Genomic DNA, 17,108 nt, shown 5'->3' with positions numbered 1-17,108 from the left:
GCAGCCGCTCGAACCCGCGGAGGTGATCGTCGCATGACCCGCGAACTGACCGAGATCACGGTCGTCGGAGGAGACAAGACCGGACTCATCGCGCGGGTCACCTCCCTGCTGTTCGAGCGGGGAATCAACATCGAGGACTTGGACCAGGCGGTCCGCGAGGGCGTCTTCCGGATGACGACCCGCGTGGACGCCTCGGAGATGGAGACCTCGCGCGGCGAGCTCCGCCGCGCCCTCGCGGAGCTCGGTCGCGAGCTCGGCGTCGACATCCAGGTGCGCTTCCCGAGCGACCGGGACGCGCGCCGGATCGCGCTGCTCGTCACGAAGGAGACGCACGCGCCCGAGGCGCTGCTGGAGGCGGAGGCCAACGGCGACCTCGCCGAAGACGGCGAGGAGGCCGAGATCCCGGTCGTCATCGGCAACCGCGGCGACCTCCGCTCGCTCGCGGAGCGCTACGACAAGCCCTTCTACGACGTTGGCGACGGCAACGGCAACACCGACGAGGGGCGGCTGCTCGACCTGCTGGCCGAGTATGACGTCGACCTGATCGCGCTGGCCCGCTACATGCGCATCCTCTCGCCCGAGGTCGTCTTCCGCTACGAGGGGCGGATCATCAACGTCCACCCCTCGCTGCTCCCGGCGTTCCCCGGCGCCGAGGCGTACCGGCAGGCGAACGACGCCGGCGTCCGCATCGCGGGCGTCACCGCCCACTACGTGACGACGGACCTCGATCAGGGGCCCGTGATCTCCCAGCGCGCCTTCGATGTCCCCGCGGGCGCGGGCGTCGACGAGATCAAGCGCCGCGGGCAACCGCTCGAGGCCGACGTGCTGCTCGACGCCGTCCGGCTCCACCTCGCCGACGCGATCGCGATCCACCGCGGCACGGTCCACGTGCGCGAGGACGCCGACGTCGACGCCCGGCTCGGGCTCAGCGAGGCGGCGATCGACGCCAACCCCGACGAGCCGGTCGACGGCGAGCCGCTGTCGCGCTCGGGGACGCCGCCGGTCGAGAGCGACTGACCGGCGGCAGTCGGCGGCGACCGCCGACCGACTCGCTCCGTGTAACGCGGTTCCGACTCGCGTCGTGCGACCCTTTTACCGTACCGGGCGCGTACGAGCGGGCGATGCCGATCGGCGGATCTATCTCGGAAATCGCCGGCGACGCCCGCGCCGTCGTCCGGAGCGACGAGCGACTGATCCTGCTGTTCCTCCTGCTTCTTTCGGTGGTCGCCCTCGCCGTGTCCCTCCACTACACCACGCTGATCCTCGACGGGCTTCCGGACGTGATCCCCTCGGAGCCCCCGCGACCGTGAGCGGGCGCGCTCCGACGTCGACGCTCACTCGCCGTCGCCGTCCTCGATCGACTCCGTGACGCGGGCGTGGAACTCCCGGAGGACCGCCGACTCGTCGTCGGCGAGCACCGTGTCGGAGTCGACGAGCGTCGCGAGCCCGAACGAGAGCGGGGCCGGCGAGTCGACGGTGTGGTGCACGACATCGACGTCGCCGTCGGCGACCCCGACGAGCACCTCGCGGATGCCGGCGAGGTCGAGCCGGTCCTCCAACAGTTCGCGGTACGTCTCCTCGGTGACGGCGAACTCGTCGAGCCCCTCCGCGAACGAGAGCAGCATCTCCGCCGACACCTGCTGTTCGGCCGCCGTCTTCTCGTACCCCTTGTACCGCTTCAGGATGAGCAGCGAGCGGGCCGCGTCGATGCGGAAGTAGCGCTGGAGGAGGTCGGTCCCCTGCACCGCCTCCCGGAGGTCCTCGCGGACGGTGTCGGGGGACAGCTCCCGGAGGATCCCGCCGACGTCGACCTTGCGGTTCAGCGGGAGCGCGAGCGAGAAGCCGCGGTCGGCGACCGCGACCGCGACGTTCGCGTCCGTGCGGTTCGCGACCCGGGCCCCGACGAGCCGCGAGAGGCCGTCGTTGAACCGCCGGCCGTAGTTCGAGTGGACGTAGAACCGGCGCTTGTACTCGGCGCGGTCGAGCTCCTCCTCGACGACGAGCCGCCCGGGGGTGGGCACGCTCTCGGCGCCGGCGTACGCGACCTGTTCGTCGTACATCCGGGTGATCGCGCGGACCGCGCTCCCGTCGAGAGGGAACTCCCGGAGCCACGCGCGGACCGCGGGCGGCCCCCCGTCCCGGAGCCGGTCGAGCAGCTCGCCTTGGAACGCGAGCACCTCGCGCGCGAGGTCGTAGGAGAGCGGGAGCCGCTCGGAGTACCACGAGGGGACGGTCGGGCGCTCGCTCGTCCGGTCGACGTACACCTTCGAGCCGCGGCGGTACCGGAAGGCGAACCGCTCGCCGCCCAGCGCGAACACGTCGCCCGGATCGAGCGTGTCGAGGTAGCTCTCGTCGAGCGTCCCGACCGGCTCCCCGTCGCGCGTGAGCACCTGACAGCTGAACGAGTCCGGGATCGTCCCCACGTTCGTCATGTAGATCACCCGCGCCAGCCGGCCGCGCTTCCCCACGAGGAGTTCGCCTACGGGATGTTCTTCGTGGTGGTGCTCCCCGCCCGGCGGGTCGTTCTCGTCGCGCCACACCTTCGGGTAGACGTTGCGGTCCGCGAGCCCCTCGTAGTCCGCTGTGAGGTACCGCATCAGCCGCTCGTAGTCGGCCTCGCCGAAGTCGCGGTACGGGTGGGCGCGCCGGAGGATCTCGCGGACCTCGCGGTCGGGACGGATCCGGTTTATCGCCATCCCGTACACGTGCTGGGCGGCCACGTCGTAGGCGCCCTCGGGGAGGAAGACGCGGTCGACGAAGCCGTCCTCGGCGCGGGCGAGCATCGCCGCGCACTCGACCAGCTCGTCGCGGTCCAGTGCGAACACCCGCCCCTCGACCGTCTCGCCGGGGCTGTGGCCCGCGCGGCCGACGCGCTGGAGCAGCGCCGCGACCGACTTCGGCGAGCCCACCTGCACGACCAGGTCGAGGTGGGGCATGTCGATCCCGAGCTCCAGGCTCGTCGACGTGGTGACCACGTCCAGGTCACCCGCCTTCAGCCCCTCCTCGATCCGAGTGCGTTGCCCCTCGCCGAGGCTCCCGTGGTGACAGCCCGAGTCCGACTCGTCGTAACCGTACCGCTCGCGGAGCTCCTGCAGGGTGCGTTCCGCGCCGGAGCGGGAGTTCGTGAACACCAGCGTGTTCTCGTGGTCGGCGATAAGCTCGTGGAGCGCGTCGTAGAAGCGGTCGGTGACGGCCGACCGGGGGGTGTGTATCAGGTCGGCCGCCGGGGTGCGAAGCTCCAGGTCGAACTCCCGGACGAACCGCGCGTCCACCAGCTCGTACGGTCGGGGTTCGAGGCCGGACTCGTCGCCGACCCCGCCGGCGACGCGCTCGCGGCCGACGAGGAACTCGGCGACCTCGTCGAGCGGCTCGACCGTCGCGGAACAGCCGATGCGGGTCGGCGACCCGTCGGCCAGCTCCGTCAGCCGCTCCAGCGAGACGGAGAGGTGGGTGCCGCGCTTGTTCGCCGCCAGCGAGTGGATCTCGTCGACGATGACGTACTCGACGGTCCGGAGCTTCTCCTTGAACTTCGGGGAGTTGAGCAGGATCGCCAGCGTCTCCGGCGTGGTGTTGAGCACGTGCGGCGTCTCCGCCAGCATGGCCTGCCGGTCGGCCTTGCTCGTGTCGCCGTGGCGGATCGCCTGCCGGACGCCGGGGTCGTGTGCGTCCCCGTCCCCGTCTCCCTCTCCGTCCCAGTCTCCGGAGCACGTCTCCGCCGCGATCCCCTCGATCGGGACCTCCAGGTTGCGCTTGATGTCGTTCGCGAGCGACTTCAGCGGCGAGACGTACAGGCAGTAGACCGAGTTCTCCAGCTCTCCGGCTCGCTCCCGGGCGAAGAGGTCGTCGAGCACGGCGGTGAAGGAGGCGAGCGTCTTGCCGCTGCCGGTCGGCGCGGCGACGAGGCAGTTCCGCCCCTCGTCGACGTGGGGGATCGCCTCGCGCTGCGGCGGGGTGAAGAAGCCGCCGTTCTCGCCGACGTACGCGCCGAACTCCGAGACCCACCACCGGCGGACCGGCGGCGAGAGCCGGTCGAGCACGTCGCCGTCCGGGAGCGGCACCGTCTCCGGGTCGAACTCGACGGAGGGGGAGTCGTTACCGGCGAGGGTCTCGCAGAGGAGCGCCCGCGCCGAGGGGCGTTCCGCGCCGCGTTCCGTGAGTTCGCTCACTGTCACGTACGTGGGCGCGCGGAGGCATATCGGTTGTGTCGGTTCTGTGGAACTCTTCGGTCGCTTCTCGTTTGGAGAGGCTATGCTGACTACGGGGCGCGTATGGCGCTCTGGGCCCTTACCAGAAAGAAATGGCTCGAATAGGTCGGTGTGGTGATTCACCGATACAGTCTCTGGGGCGGTCTTGGGTTAGCCCACCCGGTCAGTACCTGTCGTAGTTCGCACCGAGGTTGAAGCGACTAATGTCACAAGTGGATGGTGGCTGACTCGGGGGTTCGGTCTCTTTCGGGCGAACGTACCCCACGCGGAGATCGTCAGTCTCCTCTACCCAGAACTTCTCGACAGACGCGTGTCCAGCAAGGGGGAGTTCGTTGAACGCAGTACGATGGGCCTGCGCATGGACGTGGTCACCCGCATCGTTCACCGGTCCCAGTTTGATTTTGTAATTCACTCGATCGAACTCAGTCGTTAGGGTATCGTGCAATTCCGATGAGACGGCAACCGATGCATCGTTAATGGCTCCATCAACGTACTCCGGATCGAAAACCCCGAAGACCTCGTCTCGATCGCGGTCAAACTGTAATCGAAGGATATCGGTCAAAACAGATCCCTCCGTCTGGGTGAGTTCGACCTGGACTTTCTTTTGCCAGACTACTCCGTCGACAGACTCGTCCGACCGGTCGATGGTCGAACACCCCGTGAGAGAGACGAAACCGCCAGTCGCATAGACCGAAAGGAACCGTCGACGCGAAAGGGGAGGGCTCACAACAGAACGAAATGGTTCGTTTCGTGTGCGTTTTTCCATACACAATCCATTTTCGGTATATCGTTCGATACGTAAGTGGCGTCGTCACGCTGTTTCATGCCAGTAATCGACAGTACGGTAGAGCATATAGAGGAGGGCATTAAGAAAGCCCACTACAATCAACAGTTCACCAAGCTGCGTGAACACTCGCTCGAAAGAACTTGTGAACTCGGTCACACCGTAACTGAAAAACGCAGCGATCACACCCCAAATAAGCAGGATTGCCGCGATACGTGCACCATCTGCGACGTAGTCTGTGATAGACTGTGGTTCTGGAACAGCGCTCACAGTGAGTCGTACACCCGGTTTTGTATAATACGCTTGAATGCTCAAAAACCTCTTTTAGCTGTTAGTTTACTGCCCGTGGAAAACACACGGCGCAGGTCGGTCACTCAATTATCGAACCGGCCATCTTGATACTGTAAAATCCGTGTCAATCAGGTTGGTCTACACCAGTAGTGCGACTTCGGTGACTGATACCCCGAGGAGAATGAGGCCGAGATACGCCACCGCTATCGATCCGAGGTCCCGTATAGCCGATACCGGTCAGTCGTATGCAAAAAAGCAATAGGGTGCCTACAACACTGATGCGGAGGCCGACAGCGTTTGTCCAGAGTCCTACCTTCTTATGACATCCTCTCGTGTATCTGAAATCGAACGGAGAACGTATAGCATGTTTTAATCGTCTTTTGTCTCTGCAATCTGCGGTTGGTAGCGGCATAGCCACACCCCTAGTGAGCGTAATTTCCGTCTACTGCATCCATTCTCTATATATACAGCAGCCAGAGAGTGTCACTCACTGACGATTTCAACAGAGCCGTTGTGTCGGTGGAGCCGACCGCTTCCGGCGGCGTGCGGGACGCGCCCCCGGCAGCGGTGCGCGAACCGCCCCGTTTATCCGCGATCCGTCCGTGGCGCCGCACGTATGAGTGGAACCTCGCCGACGGCGGAGCGGGAGATCGACCGCAACCTGTTCGTCACCGTCTCCGGCCCGCCGGGCTGCGGGGCGACGACGCTGGTCGAGGCGCTCGCGGAGGCGCTCGACTGCGGCTACGTCTCCGGCGGGGAGCTGTTCCGCGAGATCGCCGCCGAGCGCGACATGAGCCTCTCGCAGCTCATCGCGAAGACGGGCGAGTCCGAGGAGATCGACCGCGCGCTCGACCGCCGGCTCCGCCGGATCGCCGAGAAGTGGGGCGCCGCGAACAAGGCGTTCATCCTGGAGTCGCGCCTCGCCGGCTGGATCGCCGGCAACCGCGCCGACGTCCGGATCTGGCTCGACGCGCCCGACGAGGTGCGCGCCGACCGGACGCTCGACCGCGAGGAGATGACCTCCGAGATGCAGGTCCGCGAGGTGATAGAGGAGAAGCGGTACAAGTCGTACTACGGGATCGACCTCTCCGACCGCTCCATCTACGACCTCGCGATCAACACGGGACGGTGGGACCCGGAGACGACGCTCGACGTCGCGCTCACCGCGATCGAGGGCTACGACGTCGAGGCCGACGAGGGCGCGTTCGACACGCCCGACTTCGAGATCTAGCGGACCTTCTCGGCCCGCGTCCTTCCGGGCCCGGCCTTCTCGCCCTGTCTTTCCGGACCCGGCCTTCTCGCCCTGCGGTCCCTCGCCTACAGCGTGATCACGTGGTCGACGCCGACCTCGCCGAGCGCCGCGTAGAGGTCGGGGAAGCAGCCGACGGTCGCGCCCTCGACCGTGTTCGTCGGCTCGTACCGGTCCCGGCCGTGCTCGTCGGTGCGGTCGAACTCGGCGAGCCCGCGGCGGGTCGCGCACTGATCGCAAAGCATGAGGAGGATGTCCCGATCGGCCGCCACGTCGGCGAGCCGCTGTCCCAGCGGGTCGCCCTCGCGGAGCGCGTAGGTGTTATCGTGGAAGAAGAACATCCCGACCACGTCGGCGCCGTGCGCGTCGGCCTCCAGCTGCGGGAGGATCATGTCCCCGAGCACGTAGTCGATGGTCTGTCCGGCCGTCGCGAAGACGTAAGCGACCTTCATACCGCGTGGTCGAGCGGTCCGCTGATTGCTCCGCGGGCATCGGCAGCGTTCCCCGGTGTCTGTGACGGCGGTTCGCGGCCCCGACCGCCGGACCGCGCTCAGACCACGACGGACCCGAAGGGGTACGCGCCCGTCTCCGCCGTCCATATCGGACCCCGCGAGACGTCGACGAGCGAGACCCGGTCGTCGTCGTAGTGCGAGACGACCAGCCGGTCGCCGACGCGGGTCGCGGCGAGCCCCGGCGCCGGGGTGTCGACGATCGCGCCCGAAAGCGAACGGAGGCCGTCGGCGGCCGCGTCGAGCACCCACCGCTCGCCGCCGATCCTGAGCAGGTCGACGGGCCGGTCGAACCCCTCGTGGACCGCCGCGAGCCCGAGGTCGCGGTCGAACTCGTGGACGACGCCGTCGCCGCGGCCGGGGACGAACACCCGGTCCGCGGTGACGACGAGGTCGTACGGGTCCGCGCCGACCGCGGCCTCGCCGAGGACGGAAGCGTCGGAGGCGTCGCCCGGCTCGTCGGCGCCTCCCGCCGCGTCGGCCCCTCCCGGCGCGTCGGCCCCTCCCGGCGCGTCGACTCCCTCCGTATCGAACGCGACGACGCGGGCGCCCGCCTGATCCACGGCGTAGCCGCGGTCGCCCTCGGGGCCGACCGCGACGCCCTGCACTCGGGCGTCGGGACCGACATCGACGGCGCCGAGTCGCTCGCGGGCCGCGGGGTCGACGACGTCGACGACGCCCTCCCGGCGGCTGCCGGCGTAGAGCCGATCGCCGTCCTGAGAGACGGCGACCTCGTGGGGCTCGGCGCCGACCCCGATCCGGGCGACGAGGGTCAGCGACTCGGGGTCGACGACGGCGAGCGCGTCGCCGGCGGTACAGGAGACGAACAGCTCCCCGTTCGCGGTCGCGAAGTGCGAGGGGCCGAGCACGCCCGTCTCGACCCGCGAGACGGCGCCGTCCGCGTCGACCGCCGTGACCGCTCGCTCGCCCATCGTCGCGACGAACGTCCGTCCCCCGCGGGTCGTCGCGTGGACCGGGTGGCTGCCGACCGGGACCTCGCCGAGGGGCTCGCCGTCGGCGAGCGCGAACAGCGCGAGCGCGTCGTCGCCCTCGCAGGGGACCGCGACGATTCGGTCGGGCGGACCGTCTGAGCCGCTCTCGCTCATCCGGTACAGGAGAAGTCGCCGCCGCCGTCGTCGCCGCCGACGCTCCCCTCCGTCTCGATCACGGCGCTCGTCTTGGTCTCGACGGGGTACCGCCCGCGGTCCCCCTCGACGTTCGACCACTCGCCGAACCCGCCGTCGTACAGCCGCACGTCCTCGAAGCCGATCGCCCGCAGCGTCAGCCACGTGGACGTGGGGTCGACGTTGTCGTCGCCGTAGACGACCACGGTGCCCGAGCGGTCGAGCCCCGCCCGGTTCTCGTACAGCTGCACGAGCTCGCCCGGGTCCGTCATCCGCCGGCCGTCGACGTTGCCGACCCAGTGGACGCCGATCGCCCCGGGGAGATGTCCGTGGCGGTCGTTGTCGGGATTCAGGGCGTCGGCGGCGGGCGCTCCGAGGTACGCCTCCGGGACGCGCACGTCGACGAGCCCCGGTCCGTCGCCGTTGAACGTCCCGACGCGGTCGGCGAGCCACTCGCGGGTGACCCACGCCGACGCGGCGGGGTCGGCCTCGTACTCGGTCGGCTCGACCCGGTCGCGGGAGCCCGTTCCGAGCCGACCGTTCCAGCCCGAGAGGCCGCCGTTGAGGACGCGGACCGATCCGGCGTGGCCCAAGGCGACGAGCGCGAACGCGGTCCGGGTGACTCGCGACCCGACGCTGGCGCCGTAGACGAGGACGTCGTCGTCGGGCGACACCCCGACCTCACCGAACGCGTCGGCGATCGCCTCGACGTCCGGGACCAGTCCGGCGTCGGTCGACGCTCGGCGCGTGACCGCGTCGAACGGGACGCGCCTGGCGCCGTAGATCCGCTCCTCGCGGAAGCGCTCGGGGTCGCGAGCGTCGAGGACGACGACGTCCCCCCGGTTCTCGGCGAGCCAGCTCGGTCCGACGAAGTGCGAGACGTTCCCGCTCAGCCCGTACTGCGCGGCGGTGTCGGCCGGGGTGGTGATCCCGAGACAGCCGGCCGTGCTCGCCGCGCCGGCGGCCGTCGCACCCGCCGCGGCGCGGAGGAGGCCTCGGCGAGTCGACGCGGGATCGGACCCGCTCGTCTCGTCTGCTCCGGCCGCGTCGCTCTCGGCGGGGTCGGCGGGCGAGTCGCTCTCGGCGGGGTCGGCGGGACCGTCGTCGCGCACGTTATCCGAGGCCATCTACCCGCAGTAGCAGTGGTCGTCCATGCACCACGACGCCTCCATCTCGCCGAACGCGATGCCGAGCGAGGCGAGCGACGCCTGGAGGCTCGACACCGCGTCCTCCTCCGGGCGGACCGTGCCGGCGACCGCGCCGGTGGGCGCCTCGCCGGCCTCGACGGTCGCGACGACCTCCCGCTCCGCGTGGTCGATCACGGCGACCTGGTTCGCGTCCTGCACGGGGACGTACAGCTTCTCGCGGTTCGGCCCCCACGCGCCGGCGATGCTGCTGCCGCCGACGTCGAGCGTCGTCGCGTACTCGTTCGCCTCCAGGTCGACGACGCCGACCCCCTCGCCGGGGATGAAGAGGTACGCCGCCGAGTTGTCCGGGGCGACCTCGCTCGTGATCGGCGCGCCCGGGAGCCCGTCGTCGCGGGTGACCTTCGCGATCTCCTCCGGGTTCTCCGGGTCGGAGACGTCCCAGACGCTCTCGGAGCCCTCGCGGGGCACCTCGGGGTCGCCGCCGAGCGTCCCCTCCCCGTTCTCGACGAGCAGGAGCTCCCCGTCGAACGAGGCGGTGCACATGAAGGGGAGGACGTTGCCCTCGGTGACCGGTTCGCCGGCGTCGACACGCGTCACCGTCTCGAACGGGTCGACGCTCAACACGCGGACCGCCTCGTCGGCGACGTCGACGACGAAGGCGTAGTCGCCGTTCGGGCCCAGCGTCATGTCGCAGGGGCCGACGTAGCCGGTCTCGATCTCGGCGGTCACCTCGCCGAACGCGTCGCTGTCGCGGTCCGCGTCGACGCGGAAGATAGCGTGGGCCTCGTCGCCCTCGGGCGCCATTCCGGTCGTCCCGCCGGAGGCGATCAGGAGGTGCTCGCCGTCGGGCGTCACGTTCGGGTAGTTCGGGCCGTACCCGGTCTCGACGAAGGCGAGCTCCTCCAGCGTGCGCTGGTCGAACGCGCGGACGCCCCCGGAGACGTTCAGCCAGAGCACGTCGTGCTCGTCGTCGACGCCCGTGGCGTACTGGTTGGCCGGGAAGGAGGCGGTCGTGCCGAGGAACGCGGTGTTGAGCAGCTCGTCGCTCTCCGTGTCGATGACGCTCAGCGTTCGGTCGCCGTTGTTGAACACGAACATCGTCGGCGCGGGCTCGTCGCCGTCACCGCCGCCACCGCCGCCGGAACAGCCGGCCAGCGCCGTCGTCGCGCCGACGGCGCCCGACGCCTGCAGGAGGCGTCGCCGGTCGATCCCGTCGGCGAAGGGGTTGCGCCGGTCGTCGTTCGCCAGCTCGCTCCCCTTCGCGGGACGGGGCGCCGCGTCGGCGGACGCGTCTGGCGCGGCGTCGCCGGACGCGCGCGGCGCCGAGTCGTTCGATCCGCATCCGCAGTCGTCGCTCATATCCCCACGACGCGGCTCGCGCCTAAAGGGCTCCCGGAGGCGCGCTTCGTTGCCCCGTGTGTCAAATAGCGGCAAATGTTGTTTGTTCCTCTGATCATCGCGCACCGTTACCGTCTTCAGCGACGTTTTACGCCGGGGAGCACTCGACCCGCGTAATGATACTGTCTCCCGTCGCGTACGTCGGGATATCGATCGCGGTCGGCCTCTCGTTCGGCGTGCTGTTACAGAAGGCGCGGTTCTGCTTCGTCAGCGCGTTCCGGGACTTCGTCGCGTTCAAAGACACGCGCGTGCTGAAGGGACTGCTCGCCGGGCTCGCGGTGATGACCGTGTTCTGGAGCCTGCAGGCCACGTTCGGCTACTTCCGCGGCTTCTGGACGCCCGCGTGGGGGCTGGGGTCGCTGTTCGGCGGCTTCGTCTTCGGCCTCGGGATGACGCTCGCCGGCGGCTGCGCGTCCGGCACCCTCTATCGGGCCGGACAGGGGTACCTCCAGTTCTGGCTCGTCCTCCTCTTCATGTTCGTGGGGTACGTCCTCTTCGCGTTCGCGTTCCCCGTGGCGGAGACGTACTACTTCCAGACGCTGAACCCGTTCGAAGGGCGGACGCTGTACCTCTCGCTGCCGTTCTCGCCGGCGATCACGGGGACGCTGGCGGTCGCGGCCGGCACCGTCGCGTACGCGTTCGTGAAGGGGCGGAGCCGGCTCCCGGACGACCCCTCAGGCGGGACCGGCGTGGGGGCCGACACACGCGCGCAGGCCGTTCTCGGCGCCTCTCGGACGCTCTCGGCCGTCTCGGTCGGCCTGCGTGGCATCGCCGACGGCACCGTCGAGTACGTCCGCGGCCTCCGCGGCGACGACCGACCGGTGAGAGTCCGGCTCCGCGACTCGTGGGACGCGCGGACCGCGGGCGTCGCGATGGCGGTCGTCGCGAGCCTCTGGTTCTACGTGCACGGCCACTGGGCGATCACCGGCAGCGAGGCGCGCTGGGCCGGCTACCTCCTCGCGCAGACCGGCTACGACGTCGCGAGCGTCGAGTACTGGGGCTCGATCCTCTTCCGCGACGGCGACATCTCCCTGAGCATCGACATGGTGATGATCGCGTCGCTCGTCGTCGGCTCCTTCCTCGCCGCGTACGCCTCCGGCGACTTCCGGATCCGGAAACCGAAGCTGAACCGCGTGCCGAACTACGCCGCGGGCGGCCTCCTGATGGGCGTCGGCTCGCGGCTCGCCGCCGGCTGCAACATCGCGAACCTCTTCTCGGGGATCGCGCTGCTCTCCGTGCACTCGTTCCTCGCCGGCGGGGGGATCATCCTCGGCGTCTACGTCATGACTCACTACATGTACCGCGAGGTCGGCTGCGCGATCTGACCGACGGCGCCGATCCGCCGTCGGTCCGGTCAGTCCGTCACCGGATCGAGCACGGCGACGTCGCTGACCTCGAACCGAGTGCCGCCGTTCGGGGCGTCCGTGACCGCGATCTCCCAGCCGTGCGCGGAGACGACGCTCGCGACGATCGCCAGCCCCAGCCCGCTCCCCTCCGACTCCGACGAGTACCCCCGCTCGAAGACGGAGTCGCGCTCGATCTCCGGGATGCCCGGTCCGTCGTCCTCGACGAAGAACCCCGCGTCGTCGGGCAGCGCGCCGATCCGGACCGTGACGTCGTCGCCCCCGTGCTCGATCGCGTTGCGAAAGAGGTTCTCGAACAGCCGCCGCAGCCGGTCGGGGGCCGCCCGGATCGCCAGGTCCGACTCGACGCGGAGCGCGGACTCCTCGGTCACGACCGATCGCCAGCATCGCTCGGCCACCGACCCCAGTCGGATCTCGTCGGCCGACTCGACGGACCGGCCCTGTCGGACCATCGTCAGCACGTCCTCGATGAGCTCCTCCATGCGGTCGAGCGCGGTCGCCGCCGTGTCGAGGTCCCGATCGCCGGTCGACTCCCGAGCGAAGTCGACGTACCCCTGCGCCACCCCGAGCGGATTGCGCAGGTCGTGGGCGAGCACGCTGGCGAACCGGTCCAGCCGCTCGATCTCGACCGCGGTGCGCCGACGCTGCAGCTCGTGTTCGAGCACCCGGGCGATCAGCTCCGCGAACAGCGTTTCCTCGTCGCTGAAGGGCCGCGATCGGGCGCCCTCGGAGACGAAGCAGACGGTCCCGTAGAGCTCGTCGTCGACGACGACGGGGCTCCCGTGGTAACAGCGGAGTTCGTGCGCGTCGAACGCCGGGTCGTCGGCCCACCCCTGTTCGGGAGCGTCGTGGAGCGCGACCGTCTCCCGATCAGCGACGACGCGCCGGCAGTAGGTGGTCCCGAGGTCGAGAACCAGTCCGGCCGGGAACGCCCCCTCAGGCGGGTCCGTACTGGCGACCGTCTCCCAGTAGTCGCTGTCGGGGTGGATCTCCGTCAGGTGGGCGTTTTCGACGTCGAGGTACCGTTTCCCGAGCGCGAGGGCTCGTTCTGCCTTCTCGTCGAACTCGCGCGACTCGTTCATCACCTCGTAGAGCTCTCGGCGGGCCTTCTCGGCGTCCATGCGGGCCACTAACTGGCCTGCGGTACAAAGAGATACGCCAACGTGACAGTCGGACGCACATATAGTTTCAGAGACCGCTGTGCGGGCCGCCGCCGCCGCCCTCTCCGAGCGCTGCCGACGGAAACCGGGGGGCGGGTCGGGGCGACCTCCGTGTCAGCGGACAGATCGGGGCGAACTACGCGTCGGCGGACGCGTCGGTCTCCAGCTCGAAGTCCCACTCCTCGTAGCCGCCGGACATGCTGGCGACGACGATGTCTTCCTCGACGCCCTCGTAGCTGCTGATCAGCATCGCGGCCTGCTTCGACGACTGGCCGACCGGACACGCGCAGACGACGTCCCTGTCGTCCCAGTCGATGTCCGGGACCATCGACGGGAGGTCGCCGAGCGGGACGTTGATAGCGCCCGGGATGTGACCCCGCTCGTACTGTTCCTGCGGTCGCGTGTCGATGACGCGGATGTCGCCATTCTGGACGCGCTCGTTGACTTCCTCGGGGGTGAGTTCTTCGACCATGATCACTCCTTCCGCATGAAGATGCGGTAGCGGCCGTCGCCCGACTTCCAGACCTTCGCGGTCGCGTCGTCGCCGACGGCCTTCGGGACGTTCTCCGTGCTCGGGACGTGGTCAGTCTCTTGGACGAGCACGTCGCCGGGGGAGAGCCCCGCGACGGCCTTCTTGGCCTCGACCTGCGGGTACGGGCAGACCTCGCCGGTCATGTCCTGTACTTCGGTCGCGTCATCGAAGAGCGCCTCGGCGGTCTCGTCGTCGAGCTCGTCGGGCATCTCGACGACGTCGTCCCACGATGGTTGGCTCATACGGCTCGATAGACGATTCGCCGTGTAACGCCTTTCGTGACCGGCAGGCTTCTCCCGTATCTCTGACGGGCGATCGCGACGCACGACCGCGATAGGCGCCGAGACAGCCGTTTCCGTCGGACTCTTACCCGGGAGCGATCTACGAGGCCTATGAGCCAGTACGTCGTCGACGAGTCGACGATCTTCGAGACGCCCCTCGTGGAGCTCGACCTCGACCTCGGGGCCGACGCGGACGTGTACGCGAAGGCGGAGTGGTTCAACCTCTACGACGCCCCCCACGGCGGCGGGTCGATCAAGTCCCGGATCGCGAAGGGGATGCTGGACGGCGCCGAGGAGCGCGGCGACCTCGAGTCCGGCGTCACCGTCATCGAGCCTACCTCGGGCAACACCGGCAGCGAGGTGGCGCGGCTCGCGGCCGCCCGCGGCTACGACGTCGAGATCGTCATGCCCGACAACGCCGCCGGCGGGAAGGTGGACGCCGTTCGGGACGCGGGCGCGGAGATCCACTTCGTCGACGCCAACCTCGGCTACGACGCCGTCATCGAGCGCTGCGAGGAGATAATCGCCGCGGACCCAGAGGCGTACTTCCGCCCGAACCAGTACGAGAACCCAGACAACCCGGGCACCCACGAGCGGACGACCGCCCGGGAGATATACGAGGCGACCGACGGCGACGTGACTCACTTCGTCGCGGGGGTCGGGACGGGCGGGACGATCACGGGGACCGGCCGTGGCCTGACGGACCTGAGCGACGGGGCGACGGAGATCGTCGGCTTCGAGCCCGACGAGCAGCTCCACGCCATCGACGGCCTGAAATACCTCAAGACGGGCGACCACTACCACCCCGAGACGTACGACAAGTCGGTGCTCGACCGGACGGAGTACGTCGCCACCTCGGACGCGTACGACCAGGCGCGGGCGCTCCGCGAGCGCTACCTCGACGAGCCGGTGCCGATCGCCGACCTCGGCCAGCACGACGAGGCGACGGTCCGCGAGCACCTCCGCGTCGACGATCAGTTCGTCGTGGGCACGTCGGCGGGCGGCGGCGCGGCCGTCGTGGCGAACCTGGACGCGGCGGGCGAGCTCGACGACGACGACGTCGTCGTCTTCATGCTGTGCGACCGCGGCGACAAGTACGCGGACATCCCGCTCTGGGAGGACTACTTATAAGCGAATCCCGCCGCGAACCGAGAGACGGACCGGTTACCGACCGCCGGACGCCGCCGGGATGACGCGGACCTGCGCGTCTGCCGGGACCTCGGCGTCGACGCCGTCGACGGGCGTCCCCTCGACGTAGACGTTGATGAACTCCTTTATTTCGCCGTCTTCGAGCACGCTGTCTCTGAGCTCCGGGCCGTGCTCGTCGGCGTGGTTGTCGAACAGTTCGTTGACGGTCTCCCCTTCGACCTCGACCTCAGAGGTCGCGGACCCGCCGACGAGGACGGCCGGCAGCTTAATCGTGGCCATATTAGCGGTTCTCGTCCCAGTCAAAAAAGGACCCCGCCGACGGCAACGGTGGCCCCGGTCTAACACGACCGCCGAGCCCGGAGCGACGCGCCCGCGACGGACGTCTGCCGTCGGTCCCGCGTCCGCGACGAGTCGAGCGAGGCCGTCGTCGGGCGCGGTACCGGCCGGCTCCCCGTGCGCCGCCGGTCGTCCTCTCGATGCGTTGCGGGCCGTCCCCCGATGCGCCGCGGGCCGTCCCCAGATGCGCAACCGGTCGTGCGAACCGGGCGCATCTCCGAGATGTCGGCAGCACGCGCCGGTGGGCGGCCGTCTTATTGGTTTGCAGCGACAAGCGGCGGCAAATGAGCGACCTCGACCTCGATCCGACGCAGCTCGACCGGTACTCCAGGCACATCATCATGGACGACGTCGGTCCCGAGGGGCAGAAGGCCCTGCTCGACGCCGAAGTGCTCGTGCTCGGCGCCGGTGGGCTCGGCGCGCCGATCATCCAGTACCTCGCCGCCGCCGGGGTGGGGACGCTCGGCGTCGCCGACGACGACGAGGTCGAACTGTCGAACCTCCAGCGCCAGGTGATCCACGGGAACGACGACGTGGGACGGAAGAAGGTCGACTCCGCCGCCGACTTCGTCGAGGGGCTCAATCCCGACATCGACGTCCGGAAGCACGAGCTGCGGGTGACCCCGGACAACGTCGAGGAGCTGATCGAGGGCTACGACTTCGTCGTCGACGGCACGGACAACTTCGCGACGCGGTACCTCGTCAACGACGCCTGCACGCTCGCCGGGGTCCCCTTCTCGCACGGCTCCATCTTCAAGTTCGAGGGGCAGGTGACGACGTTCGCGGGCGACGACGACTCGCCGTGTTACCGCTGTCTGTTCCCCGAGGCGCCGCCGGCCGGGATGGTCCCGAACTGCGCGACCGCCGGCGTCCTCGGCGTGCTCCCCGGCACCGTCGGCTGTCTGCAGGCGACCGAGACGGTCAAACACATCATCGGCGAGGGCGAGTCGCTCGACGGCTCGATGCTGTTCTTCGACGCGCTCGACATGGAGTTCGACAAGGTCGAGATTCCGAAACAGGACGACTGCCCGGTGTGCGGCGACGACCCCGCCATCGAGTCGGTCCACGACGTCGACTACAGCGCCTCCTGCGCCATCGATGTCGGCGGCGACGAGCCGGAGATCGAAGCGGACGACTGAGGCCGACGGTCGGAGCGGTTCTACTTTTCAATGTGACCGCTGACCGCGGTGCGTATTTAAAGAGCGAGCGAGCCGGCGATAGTAGCTAATAAACAAACGATGCGGTGGCGCGTGCCTGCGAGGCCGCTCCCGCGGCCGAGCAGCACGCGCGAGGTCGTCGGGCTTCGCCCGACTGCCAGAGGCGCGTTGCGCCTCGCTGTCGCCGGCGCGTAGCGCCGGCTGCCAGAGGGACCTCCGGTCCCTCGCTGGAGTCAGTCGCCCGAAGCGGAGCGAGAGCGACTGACGAGGCTGGGGAGGGATGAGGTGCGGTCGCTGGGCGGTCGGGTGGGATTCAAAGGGGCAGCCGCGAGGGCGGCACAGGCGACGTAAGCACCGCAGGGAGTGAGTGTAACGAGCGACCGAGGAGCGCAGCGAGCGTGCGCCGCCCTCGCGGCTGGGG

At 69.2% G+C, this 17,108-nt stretch carries 17 protein-coding genes; 6 read left to right on the top strand and 11 right to left on the bottom strand.

The annotated features are described in order from the left end of the window. Positions 1-33 precede the first annotated feature (33 nt). Together DJ81_RS18230 and DJ81_RS18225 are read left to right on the top strand one after the other, a co-directional pair. Positions 34-1,017 (top strand): formyltransferase family protein, encoded by a 984-nt coding sequence (locus DJ81_RS18230; protein WP_094581272.1) that lies wholly within the window; start codon positions 34-36, stop codon positions 1,015-1,017. A gap of 104 nt (positions 1,018-1,121) precedes the next feature. Next, positions 1,122-1,310: a hypothetical protein gene (locus DJ81_RS18225; protein ID WP_094590993.1), complete on the top strand. Its 189-nt coding sequence runs from the start codon at positions 1,122-1,124 to the stop codon at positions 1,308-1,310. A gap of 24 nt (positions 1,311-1,334) precedes the next feature. Here DJ81_RS18225 and DJ81_RS18220 read toward each other — a convergent pair whose 3' ends face one another. From DJ81_RS18220 to DJ81_RS18215, 3 genes are all read right to left on the bottom strand, one after another. Next, positions 1,335-4,166 (bottom strand): ATP-dependent helicase, encoded by a 2,832-nt coding sequence (locus tag DJ81_RS18220; protein WP_094590991.1) that lies wholly within the window; start codon positions 4,164-4,166, stop codon positions 1,335-1,337. A gap of 202 nt (positions 4,167-4,368) precedes the next feature. Then, the gene (locus DJ81_RS19005) at positions 4,369-4,971 is read right to left on the bottom strand and encodes a hypothetical protein (RefSeq protein WP_141212624.1); all 603 of its coding nucleotides are present in this window, start codon (positions 4,969-4,971) and stop codon (positions 4,369-4,371) included. Positions 4,972-5,016: 45 nt separating this feature from the next. Further along, entirely contained in the window at positions 5,017-5,259 is a 243-nt protein-coding gene (locus DJ81_RS18215) for a hypothetical protein (protein ID WP_094526788.1), read from the bottom strand. Between the two features lie 637 nt (positions 5,260-5,896). Between DJ81_RS18215 and cmk the strand changes: the two genes are divergently transcribed. Continuing rightward, on the top strand, positions 5,897-6,511 hold the full coding sequence (cmk, locus tag DJ81_RS18205) for a (d)CMP kinase (RefSeq protein ID WP_094526789.1): 615 nt from the start codon (positions 5,897-5,899) through the stop codon (positions 6,509-6,511). Positions 6,512-6,597: 86 nt separating this feature from the next. On the opposite strand, the gene DJ81_RS18200 is transcribed toward cmk, so the two are convergent. The 4 genes from DJ81_RS18200 to DJ81_RS18185 all read right to left on the bottom strand — a co-directional run bounded on the left by DJ81_RS18200 (position 6,598) and on the right by DJ81_RS18185 (position 10,669). Then, positions 6,598-6,981 (bottom strand): SaoD/DsrE family protein, encoded by a 384-nt coding sequence (locus DJ81_RS18200; protein WP_094526790.1) that lies wholly within the window; start codon positions 6,979-6,981, stop codon positions 6,598-6,600. A gap of 98 nt (positions 6,982-7,079) precedes the next feature. Then, positions 7,080-8,144, bottom strand: coding sequence for a YncE family protein (locus DJ81_RS18195; protein WP_094590989.1), 1,065 nt, complete (start codon positions 8,142-8,144; stop codon positions 7,080-7,082). After that, positions 8,141-9,289 (bottom strand): sulfurtransferase, encoded by a 1,149-nt coding sequence (locus tag DJ81_RS18190; RefSeq protein WP_094590987.1) that lies wholly within the window; start codon positions 9,287-9,289, stop codon positions 8,141-8,143. The genes DJ81_RS18195 and DJ81_RS18190 overlap by 4 nt, the downstream gene beginning before the upstream one ends. Then, positions 9,290-10,669: a twin-arginine translocation signal domain-containing protein gene (locus DJ81_RS18185; protein ID WP_094590985.1), complete on the bottom strand. Its 1,380-nt coding sequence runs from the start codon at positions 10,667-10,669 to the stop codon at positions 9,290-9,292. Positions 10,670-10,824: 155 nt separating this feature from the next. On the opposite strand from DJ81_RS18185, the gene DJ81_RS18180 reads away from it, so the two are divergent. Further along, complete coding sequence (locus DJ81_RS18180; RefSeq protein WP_094590983.1) at positions 10,825-12,033, top strand: YeeE/YedE family protein; 1,209 nt, start codon at positions 10,825-10,827, stop codon at positions 12,031-12,033. A 29-nt stretch (positions 12,034-12,062) separates the two neighbouring features. Here the strand turns inward: DJ81_RS18180 and DJ81_RS18175 are convergent, their stop codons facing one another. The 3 genes from DJ81_RS18175 to DJ81_RS18165 all read right to left on the bottom strand — a co-directional run bounded on the left by DJ81_RS18175 (position 12,063) and on the right by DJ81_RS18165 (position 14,006). Further along, the gene (locus tag DJ81_RS18175; RefSeq protein ID WP_094590981.1) at positions 12,063-13,193 is read right to left on the bottom strand and encodes a HAMP domain-containing sensor histidine kinase; all 1,131 of its coding nucleotides are present in this window, start codon (positions 13,191-13,193) and stop codon (positions 12,063-12,065) included. 175 nt (positions 13,194-13,368) lie between these two features. After that, a complete protein-coding gene (locus DJ81_RS18170) occupies positions 13,369-13,704 on the bottom strand; it encodes a rhodanese-like domain-containing protein (RefSeq protein ID WP_094525481.1) in 336 nt (111 codons plus the stop codon). Between the two features lie 2 nt (positions 13,705-13,706). Beyond that, positions 13,707-14,006, bottom strand: a complete 300-nt coding sequence (locus tag DJ81_RS18165; RefSeq protein WP_094581266.1) for a sulfurtransferase TusA family protein — start codon at positions 14,004-14,006, stop codon at positions 13,707-13,709. Positions 14,007-14,156: 150 nt separating this feature from the next. Between DJ81_RS18165 and DJ81_RS18160 the strand changes: the two genes are divergently transcribed. Next, a complete protein-coding gene (locus tag DJ81_RS18160) occupies positions 14,157-15,176 on the top strand; it encodes a PLP-dependent cysteine synthase family protein (RefSeq protein ID WP_094590979.1) in 1,020 nt (339 codons plus the stop codon). A 33-nt stretch (positions 15,177-15,209) separates the two neighbouring features. On the opposite strand, the gene DJ81_RS18155 is transcribed toward DJ81_RS18160, so the two are convergent. Beyond that, positions 15,210-15,473, bottom strand: a complete 264-nt coding sequence (locus tag DJ81_RS18155; RefSeq protein WP_094525484.1) for a MoaD/ThiS family protein — start codon at positions 15,471-15,473, stop codon at positions 15,210-15,212. Between the two features lie 341 nt (positions 15,474-15,814). Here DJ81_RS18155 and DJ81_RS18150 point away from each other — a divergent pair, with 341 nt between their 5' ends. Beyond that, positions 15,815-16,669 (top strand): molybdopterin-synthase adenylyltransferase MoeB, encoded by an 855-nt coding sequence (locus DJ81_RS18150; protein ID WP_094590977.1) that lies wholly within the window; start codon positions 15,815-15,817, stop codon positions 16,667-16,669. Positions 16,670-17,108 lie beyond the last annotated feature (439 nt).

The sequence above is a fragment of the Halorubrum sp. Hd13 genome, assembly GCF_002252755.1.
In the GTDB taxonomy this organism is placed as follows: domain Archaea; phylum Halobacteriota; class Halobacteria; order Halobacteriales; family Haloferacaceae; genus Halorubrum.
The sequence above is the reverse complement of the archived record's forward strand: the minus strand, read 5'-3'. Positions and strand labels throughout refer to the sequence as shown.

Bases quoted from the DNA above. Each gene is read 5' to 3' on its own strand.
- DJ81_RS18190 (WP_094590987.1), bottom strand. From the start codon at position 9,289: ATGGCCTCGGATAACGTGCGCGACGACGGTCCCGCCGACCCCGCCGAG.
- DJ81_RS18230 (WP_094581272.1), top strand. From the start codon at position 34: ATGACCCGCGAACTGACCGAGATCACGGTCGTCGGAGGAGACAAGACC.
- DJ81_RS18195 (WP_094590989.1), bottom strand. From the start codon at position 8,144: ATGAGCGAGAGCGGCTCAGACGGTCCGCCCGACCGAATCGTCGCGGTC.
- DJ81_RS19005 (WP_141212624.1), bottom strand. From the start codon at position 4,971: ATGGAAAAACGCACACGAAACGAACCATTTCGTTCTGTTGTGAGCCCT.
- cmk (WP_094526789.1), top strand. From the start codon at position 5,897: ATGAGTGGAACCTCGCCGACGGCGGAGCGGGAGATCGACCGCAACCTG.
- DJ81_RS18225 (WP_094590993.1), top strand. From the start codon at position 1,122: ATGCCGATCGGCGGATCTATCTCGGAAATCGCCGGCGACGCCCGCGCC.
- DJ81_RS18180 (WP_094590983.1), top strand. From the start codon at position 10,825: ATGATACTGTCTCCCGTCGCGTACGTCGGGATATCGATCGCGGTCGGC.
- DJ81_RS18160 (WP_094590979.1), top strand. From the start codon at position 14,157: ATGAGCCAGTACGTCGTCGACGAGTCGACGATCTTCGAGACGCCCCTC.
- DJ81_RS18170 (WP_094525481.1), bottom strand. From the start codon at position 13,704: ATGGTCGAAGAACTCACCCCCGAGGAAGTCAACGAGCGCGTCCAGAAT.
- DJ81_RS18155 (WP_094525484.1), bottom strand. From the start codon at position 15,473: ATGGCCACGATTAAGCTGCCGGCCGTCCTCGTCGGCGGGTCCGCGACC.
- DJ81_RS18165 (WP_094581266.1), bottom strand. From the start codon at position 14,006: ATGAGCCAACCATCGTGGGACGACGTCGTCGAGATGCCCGACGAGCTC.
- DJ81_RS18200 (WP_094526790.1), bottom strand. From the start codon at position 6,981: ATGAAGGTCGCTTACGTCTTCGCGACGGCCGGACAGACCATCGACTAC.
- DJ81_RS18185 (WP_094590985.1), bottom strand. From the start codon at position 10,669: ATGAGCGACGACTGCGGATGCGGATCGAACGACTCGGCGCCGCGCGCG.
- DJ81_RS18175 (WP_094590981.1), bottom strand. From the start codon at position 13,193: ATGGACGCCGAGAAGGCCCGCCGAGAGCTCTACGAGGTGATGAACGAG.
- DJ81_RS18150 (WP_094590977.1), top strand. From the start codon at position 15,815: ATGAGCGACCTCGACCTCGATCCGACGCAGCTCGACCGGTACTCCAGG.